General features: G+C 46.3%; 13 protein-coding genes. 12 read left to right on the top strand and 1 reads right to left on the bottom strand.

The features are described from left to right. The 7 genes from hisB (at position 1) to CWB99_RS00690 (ending at position 5,108) form a co-directional block, all read left to right on the top strand. Complete coding sequence (gene hisB / locus CWB99_RS00720) at positions 1-1,062, top strand: bifunctional histidinol-phosphatase/imidazoleglycerol-phosphate dehydratase HisB (protein WP_138551899.1); 1,062 nt, start codon at positions 1-3, stop codon at positions 1,060-1,062. Then, the gene (gene hisH, locus CWB99_RS00715; protein WP_138551900.1) at positions 1,059-1,649 is read left to right on the top strand and encodes an imidazole glycerol phosphate synthase subunit HisH; all 591 of its coding nucleotides are present in this window, start codon (positions 1,059-1,061) and stop codon (positions 1,647-1,649) included. Before hisB ends, hisH begins: the two co-directional genes overlap by 4 nt. A gap of 10 nt (positions 1,650-1,659) precedes the next feature. Next, the gene (gene hisA / locus CWB99_RS00710; protein ID WP_138551901.1) at positions 1,660-2,394 is read left to right on the top strand and encodes a 1-(5-phosphoribosyl)-5-[(5-phosphoribosylamino)methylideneamino]imidazole-4-carboxamide isomerase; all 735 of its coding nucleotides are present in this window, start codon (positions 1,660-1,662) and stop codon (positions 2,392-2,394) included. Beyond that, a complete protein-coding gene (gene hisF / locus CWB99_RS00705) occupies positions 2,376-3,149 on the top strand; it encodes an imidazole glycerol phosphate synthase subunit HisF (protein ID WP_138551902.1) in 774 nt (257 codons plus the stop codon). The genes hisA and hisF overlap by 19 nt, the downstream gene beginning before the upstream one ends. After that, entirely contained in the window at positions 3,146-3,757 is a 612-nt protein-coding gene (gene hisIE / locus CWB99_RS00700) for a bifunctional phosphoribosyl-AMP cyclohydrolase/phosphoribosyl-ATP diphosphatase HisIE (RefSeq protein WP_138551903.1), read from the top strand. Before hisF ends, hisIE begins: the two co-directional genes overlap by 4 nt. 96 nt (positions 3,758-3,853) lie before the next feature. Continuing rightward, positions 3,854-4,342, top strand: coding sequence for a hypothetical protein (locus CWB99_RS00695; RefSeq protein ID WP_138551904.1), 489 nt, complete (start codon positions 3,854-3,856; stop codon positions 4,340-4,342). 214 nt (positions 4,343-4,556) lie between these two features. After that, positions 4,557-5,108 carry a YkvA family protein gene (locus tag CWB99_RS00690; RefSeq protein WP_138551905.1) on the top strand — a complete coding sequence of 184 codons (552 nt, stop codon included), beginning with the start codon at positions 4,557-4,559 and terminating at the stop codon, positions 5,106-5,108. 48 nt (positions 5,109-5,156) lie between these two features. Here CWB99_RS00690 and CWB99_RS00685 read toward each other — a convergent pair whose 3' ends face one another. Beyond that, on the bottom strand, positions 5,157-6,938 hold the full coding sequence (locus CWB99_RS00685) for a M61 family metallopeptidase (RefSeq protein ID WP_138551906.1): 1,782 nt from the start codon (positions 6,936-6,938) through the stop codon (positions 5,157-5,159). 181 nt (positions 6,939-7,119) lie between these two features. Between CWB99_RS00685 and CWB99_RS00680 the strand changes: the two genes are divergently transcribed. The 5 genes from CWB99_RS00680 (at position 7,120) to CWB99_RS00660 (ending at position 12,980) form a co-directional block, all read left to right on the top strand. After that, entirely contained in the window at positions 7,120-8,652 is a 1,533-nt protein-coding gene (locus tag CWB99_RS00680; RefSeq protein WP_138551907.1) for a GGDEF domain-containing protein, read from the top strand. Positions 8,653-8,666: 14 nt separating this feature from the next. Then, the gene (ppnN, locus tag CWB99_RS00675) at positions 8,667-10,010 is read left to right on the top strand and encodes a nucleotide 5'-monophosphate nucleosidase PpnN (RefSeq protein WP_138551908.1); all 1,344 of its coding nucleotides are present in this window, start codon (positions 8,667-8,669) and stop codon (positions 10,008-10,010) included. A 64-nt stretch (positions 10,011-10,074) separates the two neighbouring features. Next, positions 10,075-10,854 carry a flap endonuclease Xni gene (gene xni / locus CWB99_RS00670; RefSeq protein ID WP_138551909.1) on the top strand — a complete coding sequence of 260 codons (780 nt, stop codon included), beginning with the start codon at positions 10,075-10,077 and terminating at the stop codon, positions 10,852-10,854. A gap of 57 nt (positions 10,855-10,911) precedes the next feature. Then, positions 10,912-11,295, top strand: coding sequence for a DUF3192 domain-containing protein (locus CWB99_RS00665; protein ID WP_138543332.1), 384 nt, complete (start codon positions 10,912-10,914; stop codon positions 11,293-11,295). Then, a complete protein-coding gene (locus CWB99_RS00660; protein WP_138551910.1) occupies positions 11,295-12,980 on the top strand; it encodes a hypothetical protein in 1,686 nt (561 codons plus the stop codon). The genes CWB99_RS00665 and CWB99_RS00660 overlap by 1 nt, the downstream gene beginning before the upstream one ends. Positions 12,981-13,135: the final 155 nt, after the last annotated feature.

Below are 13,135 nucleotides of genomic sequence, written 5' to 3'. Positions count from 1 at the left end.
ATGAGCACACCTTATTTATTCATAGACCGGGATGGCACATTAATTGAAGAACCCATTTCGGACAAACAGGTAGACAGTCTGGAAAAACTGGCCTTGCTGCCCAACGTGATACCGGCTTTACTGTCGCTACAAGCCGCCGGCTACAAGCTGGTCATGGTTTCAAATCAGGACGGACTGGGCACCGATAGCTTTCCAGAGGAAGACTTCGCCCTGCCCCACAATCAAATGATGGCAATTTTTACCAGTCAGGGGATCCGTTTTGAAGAAGTGTTGATTTGTCCGCACTTTGACGAAGACAACTGTCAGTGCCGAAAACCTAAAACGGGTTTGCTGACCAACCTGATGCGCTCGGGTAAAGTTGATCTTGCAAACTCCTATGTGATTGGTGACAGACAAACCGATGTCGAACTGGCTAACAATCTGTGTATTGAAGGTATTCTTTACGATGACAACTGGCCAGAAATTGTCACCCGCTTGACGACCCAAAACCGTCAGGCATCAGTACAACGTAATACCAAAGAAACGCAGATCAGTCTGGCACTTAACCTGGACCAAAATAGCGTCGGGTCTATCAGCACAGGCCTTGGTTTTTTTGACCACATGCTGGATCAAATTCGCACTCACGCGAACATCGGCCTGACGATAGAAGCCCGTGGCGACCTGCATATTGATGAGCACCACCTGGTAGAGGACATTGGCATTGCCCTTGGCCAGGCACTGAAACGGGCGCTCGGTACTAAATCTCAGATCGCCCGTTATGGCTTCGCGCTGCCAATGGATGAATGCAAAGCCGAGTGTCAGCTGGACTTATCTGGCCGGGCATCATTTGTGCTGAACGCCGACTTTAGTCGTGAAAAAGTGGGCGATCTGGACGTACAAATGGTTGAGCACTTCTTTAAATCGCTGGCAGATAACGCCTGTATCAGTCTGATCCTGTCAGTCAGCGAAGGCAACTGCCACCACCAGGTCGAAGGCTTGTTTAAAGTTTTTGCGCGAGCGCTGCGTATGGCCATCGCCAAAGATACCAGTCAGCAAACTGCAAGCTCTAAGGGGTGCTTATGATTGCCATCATTAATACGGGCTGTGCCAATATCAACTCGGTGCGCTTTGCCTTTGAACGTCTGGGTGTCAACCCGGAAGTGATCCGCGACCCTGCAAAGCTAAAGCAATTTGACAGAGCGGTGTTACCTGGCGTCGGACACGCCTCTGTGGCAATGAAACGCCTGCGCGACCAGGGTTGGGACACCGCCATCGCTGAGTATCAGAATCCGCTCATGGGCATTTGCCTTGGCATGCAGCTGCTGTGCGACGAAACCGAAGAAGGGAAGGTTCAATGTCTGGGCCAAATTCCCGGCAAAGTCAGCTACCTTGAAACCGGTCAGTTAACCAGTCCACACATGGGCTGGAATACCTTGTCTGTGTGCAACGCACACCCCCTGACACAAGGGCTTAACCCAGACGATCAGGTGTATTTTGTCCATAGTTTTGCCCACGCCAGCAACGCCAGCACACTGGTCGAAAGTGAATATGGCACGCGTTTCTCCGCCGTGGTTGCCAAAGACAACTATGCCGGCATGCAGTTTCACCCGGAAAAAAGCGCCAAAGTGGGTGCAACCTTACTGAATAACTTCCTGAACTGGCAATTATAAGGACAAGATAATGATCATTCCTGCATTAGATGTATTACAAAACCAGATTGTACGCCTGTATCAGGGCAAGTATGACACCGCACAGTTCTACCCTTTCGAACTGGCAAGTCGCTTAAAAGCGTATCAGGATGCGGGCGCCGCAAAATTGCACCTGGTTGACCTAGAAGGCGCGCGCGATCCACAAAAGAAGCAATGGCAACAGATCCAGCAAGCCACTGCCGAACTGACGGCCCCTTATCAGGTTGGCGGCGGGATCCGTCGTTATGAAGACGTGAAGCAATGGCTTAAAGCGGGTGCACAACAAGTGGTGATTGGCTCCATGGCCGTAGATAGCAAAGAAGAAGTCGCCGCATGGATTGAAGAGTTTGGTGCCGAGCGCTTTGTCATAGCACTTGATGTAAAACGCAGCGCTTCGGGTTGGGCAGTTGCCACCCATGGCTGGCTCGAGGAGTCTCAGTTAAGCCTGTTTGAACTCATTGATTTTTATCTGGCGCTGGGCGTGTATGATTTCTTATGTACGGACATCAGTAAGGACGGCACCATGACAGGTCCTTCTTTTGCACTCTACCAGGAAATCGTCGCGCACAATCCAGGCGTCAGGGTTCAGGCTTCGGGTGGCGTAAGCAGTTTAGATGATATTCGTCAGTTGATCGAGCAGGGCGTAAGTGGAATTATTCTGGGTAAGTCGTTACTGGATGGCGCATTTACTGTTGAGGAGGCCATCGCATGTTATCAAAGCGCATAATCCCCTGCCTCGATGTTAAAAATGGCCAAGTTGTTAAAGGCGTTAAGTTTAAGCAACACGAAATCGTTGGCGAGATCCTTGAGCTTGCCGCGCTTTACAGTCAGGCCGGGGCAGATGAACTGGTGTTTTATGAGATCAGTGCCAGCGTTGAGAAACGCTTGCTGGATGTCAACTGGGTCAGGAACATAGCCCGCCATATTGATATTCCTTTTTGCGTCGCCGGTGGCATTAAATCAGTGGCAGATGCCGCAAAAGTACTCGAGCAAGGCGCCGATAAAATCTCCATTAACAGCCCGGCTATCGCGCGGCCCGAGCTGATAAAAGAGCTGCACGATGAATTTGGCAAACAATGCGTGGTCGTTGGTATAGACAGCTTTTTTGATGCCAACACCGGCGAATATCTGGTGTATCAGCTAACCGGCGACCCTAACAGCGCCAGCCAGACACGCTATAAAACCAGTGAATGGGTACAGCGTGTTCAGGAACTCGGAGCCGGGGAAATTGTCCTCAACTGCATGAACCAGGATGGCGTACGAAAAGGCTATGACATTGAACAGCTGAGCAACATTCGCAAACAATGTGACGTACCACTGATTGCCTCTGGCGGTGCGGGTACTATGCAGGATTTTGTTGATGTTTTTCAGCAAGCCGACGTCGATGGCGCGCTGGCAGCCAGTGTCTTTCACAAACAGCTCATTGAAATTGATGCGCTTAAACAATATTTAGCGGCAAAAAAGGTGCCTTGCAGACTATGAAACTTACTCCGGAAAACCTAACCAGTTTAGACTTTAATAAAATGGCATTGATCCCAGCCATAGTTCAGGATGCCCAGAGCGGTGTTATTCTGATGCAAGGGTTTATGGATCTTGCTGCATTAAAAACGACATTTGAAAAAGGGCTAGTCACTTTTTATTCACGCTCTAAACAGCGCCTGTGGACCAAAGGTGAAGAGTCAGGAAACGTCCTGAGATTAGTCTCAGCTTATACCGATTGTGACCGCGACAGTTTGTTACTGCTAGCGGACCCAGCTGGCCCCACCTGTCACCTTGGTACACAAAGCTGTTTTGGCGACGCTCGTCCGGCCATTTCCTTTTTGTCACAGCTTGAGCAGGTGATCTGTGAGCGTAAAGACGCAGACCCTGAAAAAAGCTATACCGCCTCTTTGTTCGCGAAAGACCTTAGCCGTAGTTGTCAAAAGGTGGGAGAGGAAGGCGTAGAAGTGGCGCTCGCGGCGATGAAACAGGACCAGGACGAACTATGTAATGAGTCTGCTGACTTATTATACCACCTGATTGTACTGCTGCAGCGCAGCGGTTTATCCCTGGAGCAAGTAACGCAAACGCTTAGTCGACGTCATAAATAGGCCCCGTTGCGCATTTTTATCTATAGTTTATTAAAGCCTATGCCAGTTGAACTACCTAGCTCAACTGGCGATTACCTTAAGATAAAGGACGTGACCATGCCCTCTCGCATAATTTTTACCTCTGCAGTCTTATTGTCGTTTGCAGCATGCCAGCAACTTCCACAAGACATACAACAACGCGTTGATACAATGAGTGACTGTGACAAAGTACTTGCCCTTACACAGGGCGTGCAGGATGGTTTTGAGCAGCTAAAAGGGGCAAAAGTGAGTTCATCATTGATGAGTGCCTGGCGCCCCAAAGCACATTTGATTGAGAACAGTTGCCAAATTAATCAATATAGCAATGGCCGTATTGCGTATGAGTGCACAAAGTCTCTTAGCTCAGAAGCTAAAACCAATAAAGAGTTTCAGTCAGTAAAAAATCAGTTAAACAGGTGTCTGGGATCGTCTTGGCAAAGCAACGAAACAACCACCAACAAGATACGTTATACCAGCTTAAACTACACTGGCAGTATTAATCTCAACCAGGGTAAAGGCTTAGACCGCCAACTTCCCTGGGTTATAACTTTAGAGATAACGAAATAAAGCTGTCTAAGCGAGGTGGCTATCATCCGTCCAGATTTTGCCTAATTTGACAACAAACGCACGTCATTGATTAATAAATCTTTACTCAGCTCTTAATTATTAGTACCTAAAGTGGCATAGTGTTGTTAGTCGTTAGGGTGAGTTTGACAACCTGCTTGTAACCGCCTAACTTCAGACATCACAATAAAAAATTAAAATCCTCAGGGAGAATCCAGTGTCAATTGAAATCAACTTTGAATTATCCGATGCCGATCTGGCGCATTTTCGTAGCATGATGAATGCAACCATCGAAAAAAGCCAAGGTTTAAGCGACGAAGAGATCATCAGCAAAGCTAAAGAGCTGGTCAACAACATGGAGAAGTCTAACTTACCTGAGTTTGTGCGCACCCGCATGATGTCACTTGCTGCGCTTATCGATGCAGTGCAAGATGAAGAATGGCAAATGCCTGAAGAGGAAAAGCGCGAAATCATGTTGTCTCTGGCCTACTTCAGTGAGCCTGAAGACATTGTACCAGATAACGTTCCTGTGCTTGGTTACATTGATGATGCCATTATGATTGAGCTGGTACTGCAAGAACTGTCTCTGGATCTGAGCGCTTACCGCCAATTCTGTGGCTTCCGGGCAACTGAAGAAGCACGTCGTGGTGATGCCGCTAAAGTCGACCGTGAAAGTTGGTTAGCGGGCACACGCTCACAAATCCGCTCTTCTATGCGCCGTAACCGCACGAGTACCAAAAAATCTCGCTTCTTTTCGCGGATTATGTAACTGATACGATTTTTCGTCGAGGGAGCTTATGCTCCCTTTTTTATGCTATTAGAGTTGCGGCGCATTCGGGTGTGCCACCCCCATCCAGGCCTGATATAAACGCTGTTGTCTTTCAGTTGGGTTTGCAACTGCGCTTATCTGCTTTGGTTTAGATTGTACATCGCTCAGTGTGAGCTCAGTTGACATTAGTTTGTCACGGCGAATAAAGTCGATGGTTACCTGCTGTCCTGGCTTAAATAGCGCCAGCGTTTTATCAATAGAGTCACGAACATGGTGCCGGTTGATTGCCACCAGCTTATCGCCACTGGTTAATCCGCTCTGCCATGCGTTGCCATTACGCGCAACATGCGTGAGCTCTAAAACCTCGCCTTTTGCTGTCGCTTGTCCGTCAAAACCAGCAACAACCTTGCTACCTGATGGGTAATCATAACTCAGCCCCACTTTTTCCAGCAAGGCATCAGCGTCCAAAACAAAGGGCTTATCTATATTCTGCGCCCACCACTGGGTGTAATCTTTGCCACTGATTTCGTTGAGGATCTTTAGCACGTCTTGGCTGTTAAACGACTCTGGCAGGCTATGGCGTTGTGCCAATATGTTGTGAACATCGCGATAACTCACCTTGCCATCACTGTCATCCAGCAGCTTGATATCCAGCATCATGGAAACTAAAGCCCCCTCTGAGTAGATATTAGTACTGAAATTTTTACCGTGATCGCCGCCCTGATTAATCCATTTATCAAAGCTGGTTTGCGCAACACTTTGTATTTCTCTACCCGGTGTCTTCATATGGCGATTAAGTCGCTTAGTCAACCCTTTATAGTACTCTTCATGAGTAATGATCCCCGCACTTAGCAGCAAAAAGTCTTCGAGGTAACTGGTAGACCCCTCTGACAACCAAAGCAAGTCAGTGTAATTTGGGTTAACATAGTCATAGGGTACAAGTCCGGCTGGACGGTAATTTTTGACGTTCCAGGTATGGATGAATTCATGGGCTGCAGTTGAAATAAACCCGATGTAATCATCACGTTTGGCAAAGGCATCTCTGTGGCGTTGAATAATGGTTGAGTTCAGATGTTCCGTTGCGCCCCTGGCGCCGCTGGTCGCGTGAACCATGAAAACATAGCGCTCATAAGGATAATCCTGCCAGATAAGACTGCCCGTTTGAACGAGCTTCTTTAGGTCACTGAGCATCAGCTCAACGTCATAGTTACCTTCACCCCAGATCACCAATTCATAGTCACGGCCATCAACACGAAACGTGTGAAGTTGATTAATCCCTGACTCGATTGGAGAATCAACCAGAACATCAAAGTTAGCCGCGGAAAAACGATGTTTGTTACCAGCAAAATCCATACCTGAGACGGAACGCCACTGCTCTGGTACCTTCATTTGAACCAGAACCGGCTCGTGACGAAATGATTCGCTGAACATGAAAAAGCCTGAGGCATCAACAAAAGCATGGCTGTCATCAATATGCCTCGCTCTGAGGCCGAGTTCATTTGCGTATACCTGATAGTTCACAGTCACCTCGGTAGGGCTATCAAGATGAACACGCCAGGTGCTTTTATCTACTTTGTGCCACTCAAGTACCTGCCCATTTGCATCGGTCGCATCAAATGTGCGGATCCCGTTTGCAAGATTAAGAATTTCATAACGTCCGGTTCGCCAGTCTGCCAGTTTGATATCCATGTGGGCCTGGGCACTCTTTGGAAAAGTAATTTCAACTTCGCCAAGGTGGTGCTCTGGTTCTGTGATAGTCAGGGTATATTCAACATCTGCGAATGCAGGGAACGCGCTCAACGCAATGAGCATGGAACAGATTTTTTTCATAATGGATCGGTAAAATTGCAAATATGGGACTAAGCTAACAAAAAAGTTTGAGTTAATACCACCAAACACGACGAGTCGCCTGCCAAAATAGGTAGATCTACGACCTAAAATCTTCCACATTAATCAGTAATTTGATGTAAACTTGCTAATGAGTAGGTTAAAATAAAAATGTTAGGTTTCTGTGACTGATAATACTGCGCGATTAGAGAAAAAACTATCACAAGCAATTGAAGCAAGAAAAGCGCTGGAAGAAGCGAGAAAACAGCAGGTGGATACCCTGTCTGAATTTGCTGCAAAGCTCACCCTCGGCTGTAAAGGGCAAGATGTGTCTTTGGACAACTTGTTGGCAAAGTATCGTAGTGCACTAGCAAAGGGGATGGACTTTGATCACCTGGCCCCCTTAATCGAAAATACCAGCGTTCAATTAAAGCAGCTAGATAGCACCAATTCTGCGAATCACCGCAATCTTGTTACACATATTCAAAGTGCGGGTAAGCAGTTGCAAAAGCTGCGTGGTGTGCCAGAAGATACCCGTCGTAAGTTACGTAATTTACTCGACAATGAACTGGGTGACATAGATGCTATCCCAGAGTTTATCCCCTTGCTTGATAAACTTTTACAATTTTATATGCAGGTCTTTGATGCCAAGTACGACATTGATACCTCCACACAACAAAACAACCCAGAGTTAGCAACTGAATTACTTGGGCTGACCAACGAACTTGTTTTCGAAGATGATGTTGCGGACGAAGTAAAAGCCATCAAACACAGTATTTCGACCGATTCAAATATCGACTCCCTGCTGGAAAATGCGATCGCTGTTATTCGTATTTTTGCGAAGTCAATCGCTCGGGAAAGGCAATCTGCGCAAGGATTTTTGGTATCTTTAAATCAGACTCTGGAAGAGTTGCACAAGTCAATTATAGATACCACTAGCCACTCTAAATCCATCAACAAAGAACTCAATGCGTTAAATGAACGTATTGATTCAAAGATCAAACGGCTAACAGAAAACACACAAAAAGCCTCCTCAATTGCCGAGCTTAAGGGGCTAGTCGACGATGAGCTTGCTCAGATAAGCAAAGATTTAGTAGAGCGTGAAAACATCGAACGCCGCGATAAAGAGGCTCTACTTGAGAGCTTTGATGCTATCAATAGTCGTATTAATGTACTTGAGAACAAAGTCAATACCTATAAAAAGCGGCTTAATGAGCAGAGATTTAAGAGTCTCCTGGACGGCTTAACCAAACTACCTAACCGATCGGCCTTTGATGACAGATACAGTCAGGAATTTCATTTGTTTGAAATACAGGGCAATGACGTTACTTTGGTTGTAGTCGATGTAGATCACTTTAAATCTATCAATGATAAATATGGCCACAGCGCAGGAGACAAAACACTACAAGTGATTGCTCGTGCACTGAAAAAGTCCATCCGTAAATCTGATTTTATCGCACGATACGGCGGCGAAGAGTTTGTCATTCTGATGCCTGGTATGCCAATAGAGGCAGCCTACGCACCGCTGGAAAAAATTCGTACAACGGTTAAATCAATTCCGTTTCGCTTCAAAGACAAAGAAGTGCGGATCACTATCTCATTAGGGGCAACACAGCTCAAAGAAGGCGACTCCAAATTGACCGCCTTTGATCGTGCCGACGAAGCCCTTTATGAAGCTAAAAACAGCGGCAGAGATAAACTTTGCTTACGTGATTAACAAGGAGACTGCCTATGCATGTACAGTTGAACCCAACAGGTGTACTTAATCTACTTTCTAAACTGGAAGTCGACCTACTTCAACAGTCCTCTACGATTGAACGATACCGACTATTCAGAAACTGTGTACTAGCAGTACTTAATGTAGGCAGTCATACAGACTCTAGCTACGAGATTTACAACAAATATCAGGACTTTGATATAAAGTTGATTGCGCGCGAGCGTGGCATAAAAATAGAGCTGACAAACCCACCTGAATCCGCCTTCGTCGATGGTCAAATCATTGCCGGGATCCATGAACACATTTTTTCCGTGATCAGAGACATACTGTTCATCTGCCAACGTCACGAGGAACAGATTAAAGATCCCAGAGCCATTACACACATGGTCTTTGATATGTTACGCAATGCAGATGCGCTCGAAGTTAACACCGACCCTAATATGGTTGTCTGCTGGGGCGGCCACTCTATCAATGAAGAAGAATATAAATATACAAAAGAAGTTGGTTACCAACTTGGGCTCAGAGGCCTGAATATCTGCACCGGGTGCGGCCCGGGTGCAATGAAAGGCCCAATGAAAGGTGCGACCATTGGCCATGCCAAACAGCGGATAACAAGTAACCGCTACCTGGGATTGACTGAACCCAGCATTATTGCTGCTGAGCCGCCAAATCCGATAGTCAACGAACTCGTGATCCTGCCTGACATAGAAAAGCGCCTGGAAGCGTTTGTCAGAACTGCACACGCCATCATCATTTTTCCTGGCGGTGCAGGTACAGCTGAAGAACTGCTCTATCTGCTTGGGATCTTACTCCACCCTGATAATGCCAAGCAGCAGCTGCCTGTTATATTAACCGGCCCAAGCTCGGCAAAGGCCTACTTCGATGAACTCTGTGATTTTGTAGAGAAGACACTGGGCAAAGAAGCCCTGAGTAAATTTGAAGTACTGGTGGATCAACCAGAGCAAGTTGCACAGAGGTTACGCAGGGGGATGGAGCAGGTCAGAGAATATCGCAAAGTCCAGGGCGATGCCTATTACTTTAACTGGACACTAAAAATCGAAGATCAGTTCCAACAACCATTCGAACCGACTCACGAGAATATGGCAGGTTTGGATTTACACTTAACACAGCCTAAGCAAGATCTGGCTGCCAACCTGCGCAGAGCGTTTTCTGGTATAGTAGCAGGTAATGTAAAGGAGCAAGGTATCACTGCCATCAAACAGAAAGGGCCTTATACCCTAAGCGGTGACGCTTCTTTAATGAGCGATATGGACAAGCTGCTACACGCTTTTGTTGCACAAGGCCGAATGAAATTACCCGGCAGCACTTATGTGCCCTGCTATGAAATAAAATCATGACACCTGGGTAAGGTACTGCCTTACCCCCTATTTTTAACTGCTAAGAAATCCCCCTAATTCACACATGGCAAAACTACTTCTTATTGACGCACTTAACCTTATTCGGCGAATCTACGCAATTGATGTCGATCAACACGGGGTAAGTGAACAGCAAGTCATGCAATCATGTAAAGCTCGCGTAAGCAATGCCTGCACAAAACTGCTGCGGCGCGTTGACCCAACCCATGCGATTGCCGTTTTTGATGGTGAGCGCAGCTGGCGCTATCATTATTACGCGAATTACAAACACAGCAGAAAGCCCATGCCTGAGTCACTCAAGCAAAACCTCTCCCTGATTGCCGAAGGGTTTAAAACGTGCGGTATTACCGCCTTTTTCCCGGAGCAGGATGAAGCTGATGATGTTATTGCCACGCTGGCAAGCAAAGCAAGCCACAACCAGGTGCCCTCAGTGATCGTGTCAACAGACAAAGGGTTTTTGCCTCTGTGTTCAGACAAAGTGGCCGTTTACAACTATTTTTCCCAATCCTATCTGGGTCATCAGCAAATTTTGGACAAGTTTTCGGTGCCCTATCACGCGCTCACAGAATTATGGGCATTAATGGGTGATAAAACCAATGATATCCCAGGTGTGAAAGGTGTAGGAAAAAAAACCGCCATAGAACTGATAACAGAGTTCGGTAATGTTGAACAAGCCTTAAATGCATCAAGCCTCTCGTCGACTACTCGACGCAAGCTAGAGGATGGTCTGGATGACTTTATTTTGAGTAAAACACTCGTTTCACTACAAACTGACATCAATCTTGGCTTTAATTTAAGTCAACTCAGAGTGATTGAGCGCAAATAACTTGTTCCGGTCAAGCGCTTCCGTTACGCTAGCTTTGGGAGTTTTTGGTGTATTTCAATGATTAAAAAGGTTTTACAATACGTTTTTCTTGGTCTTGCTGTATACGGTGTCATTGTGTACCTGGTCATTAATTTCTATAAAGATGACCCTCAGGCCATGATCTGGCAAGACAGAGAAGCCTTCAATAAACGTTATATCAGCAAGCTCAAACCCGACATGGTAGTCGAACTGGATGAGGTGTTAGAAACGCTTGGCAGCCCAGACCTGACTTATGTTAAGTCTGAGGGCGATCGCGTGCTGCAGATCGTCTTTTACAGAACACAGCTGGTCAAACCGGATGGGATCACCACGCAAGATGAATGTACCGGATTACTGTTTGAAAATGGCCAGCTTACACTTTGGGGAGCTGGCGCAATTGTTGCGTATGACAAGGCTTTCTAATGACTGTCAATGAGGATATCGCAAGACAGCTGCATAAACTTCTGACTCAGTCTGAGTCCGTATTGTCCTTGTACTACGACAAGGCTAGCTGGCCTAAAATTGATGTCACGCTTGCACAGCTCGCTGAACAATACACCCGTTTGTACCGCCAAGCACCCAATGCCCTGCATGCCCATCTACACTTTGTAGCCACCCCCTACAGACATTCAACTAACGTACTGGTTAAGCAGTCGATATTGCTGTGCATGCTTGGCTATGCCCATGGTTATACAGAGCAAATGATCCATGAACTGTTGGTTGCAAGCTTTGCCAGTGTATTGTGCGCCAGTCGCGAATATGACAAAGTCGCGGCTGATAAACCCTTATCAAGTGTCGAGTCGAAAAAACTGAGACTGCGCCATCAACTGGCAGTTAAAGTACTAAGTGCCGGACAGCTACAGTCGCCTCAGGTAACCCGGATCCTAGCAAGGTTATCTGGCTATGAACTGTCTATCAGCCGCAAACGCTCCACCCCGCTATATGACAATGTGACATTATTGGTCGCGATTGCGACCCAGATATCCGTTGCATTGATGAAAAAGAGTCATCGAATTTCTCTACCCACGATTATTAAGCAACTGTATCTGAATAATACCCATACTTTTTTGCAAACCAGTTTACAACTACTGGCCAGACAACTTGATGCCTATCCAGCAGGTGCTGTGCAACGACACCCGGATCATCAGGCACTGTTACTTTGTGAAGAAGAGAATCATGCTATTCTTGCGATTATGCAATCAGGGAAGATCACTCGCCTGATCAAAACGCAAAGGCGTTACCAACAGCGCTACCAGGCATTAAAAGTGTCAGACTCGCAACTACTCTATCGAGTATGGTCACGTATCCCACCCAAGCCGTTGGCTACAGCATCTGATCAGATGACAGAAGCCTTGCATGTGGTCGAACAGCTTGGAGGCGCAAACTTTGGTAGCTTCAGAGCCATAGAAAAAACAATCGCCCCATTCCCAGAAATTGAAACAGCCTTGTCACAGGCGGCAAGACTCTACAACAGAGAAGCGCAAAAAGGGGCAAATCTGAGACATTGTCTCACTATGGTTGGCCTGGACGCAGCGGCCTTACTCTGTCAACGAGTCTTGGTGGAGCAATTAATTGTGCAACTTAAGCACCCTTTTGCCAAAGATATTTGGCATAAATATCAACTCTTTGCTCAGGTCTTGGCTGCGCTTGTACAGCAAAATTATGGCCACCACTATGAGAACATCCTTTCTCCGGTTAGTGCAGCTGTCGCATTTATGCTTAAGCGACACAGTGTAGACATAAAACGATTCCCCTTTGCGCTCGACTCAACTGACAGTATTCACCCTGTTTCTCTTGCACATTTATTTGGCTTTGCAGCGTTCAGTGAAGAGGAGTTCAAGCATTACTTTCATACCCATTTTGCCTCCAGTGAGGCCCACCGTGCGTTTGAACAGTCTGAACTATCTCGTAAATCAAAATTATCAGGCCTGGCACTGACCTTTACTGCTGTGAAGATACTAACCTTGTTGATCTGTGACTCAAATTTTGAAACCTCAGCCTGGCAGCGTCAGGTATTGGATGAACAAGCAAGGTTACATGACTGGTCCGGCATTGATGCTCTGATGGCACACCTTCAGTCTATTGGTTTATATAATTTAATTGACTGATATTTACCCGATAAATACCATGCATTTTGGGTATTCACTATATTTATGTCTTTTATTCATTCCTTACTGGAATATAAATGAATAAATTGCTATAAAACGCGCTTAAATTTTCAAGCGATCTAACATCACAGAAAAGGTCAACTACACTAGGTTAG

Origin of the sequence: Pseudoalteromonas rubra (assembly GCF_005887095.1) — a bacterium.
In the GTDB taxonomy this organism is placed as follows: domain Bacteria; phylum Pseudomonadota; class Gammaproteobacteria; order Enterobacterales; family Alteromonadaceae; genus Pseudoalteromonas; species Pseudoalteromonas rubra_E.
The sequence above is the reverse complement of the archived record's forward strand: the minus strand, read 5'-3'. Positions and strand labels throughout refer to the sequence as shown.

Coding starts and splice junctions, on each gene's coding strand:
- hisB (WP_138551899.1), top strand. CDS start 1: ATGAGCACACCTTATTTATTCATAGACCGGGATGGCACATTAATTGAA.
- hisH (WP_138551900.1), top strand. CDS start 1,059: ATGATTGCCATCATTAATACGGGCTGTGCCAATATCAACTCGGTGCGC.
- hisA (WP_138551901.1), top strand. CDS start 1,660: ATGATCATTCCTGCATTAGATGTATTACAAAACCAGATTGTACGCCTG.
- hisF (WP_138551902.1), top strand. CDS start 2,376: ATGTTATCAAAGCGCATAATCCCCTGCCTCGATGTTAAAAATGGCCAA.
- hisIE (WP_138551903.1), top strand. CDS start 3,146: ATGAAACTTACTCCGGAAAACCTAACCAGTTTAGACTTTAATAAAATG.
- CWB99_RS00695 (WP_138551904.1), top strand. CDS start 3,854: ATGCCCTCTCGCATAATTTTTACCTCTGCAGTCTTATTGTCGTTTGCA.
- CWB99_RS00685 (WP_138551906.1), bottom strand. CDS start 6,938: ATGAAAAAAATCTGTTCCATGCTCATTGCGTTGAGCGCGTTCCCTGCA.
- ppnN (WP_138551908.1), top strand. CDS start 8,667: ATGCATGTACAGTTGAACCCAACAGGTGTACTTAATCTACTTTCTAAA.
- xni (WP_138551909.1), top strand. CDS start 10,075: ATGGCAAAACTACTTCTTATTGACGCACTTAACCTTATTCGGCGAATC.
- CWB99_RS00665 (WP_138543332.1), top strand. CDS start 10,912: ATGATTAAAAAGGTTTTACAATACGTTTTTCTTGGTCTTGCTGTATAC.
- CWB99_RS00660 (WP_138551910.1), top strand. CDS start 11,295: ATGACTGTCAATGAGGATATCGCAAGACAGCTGCATAAACTTCTGACT.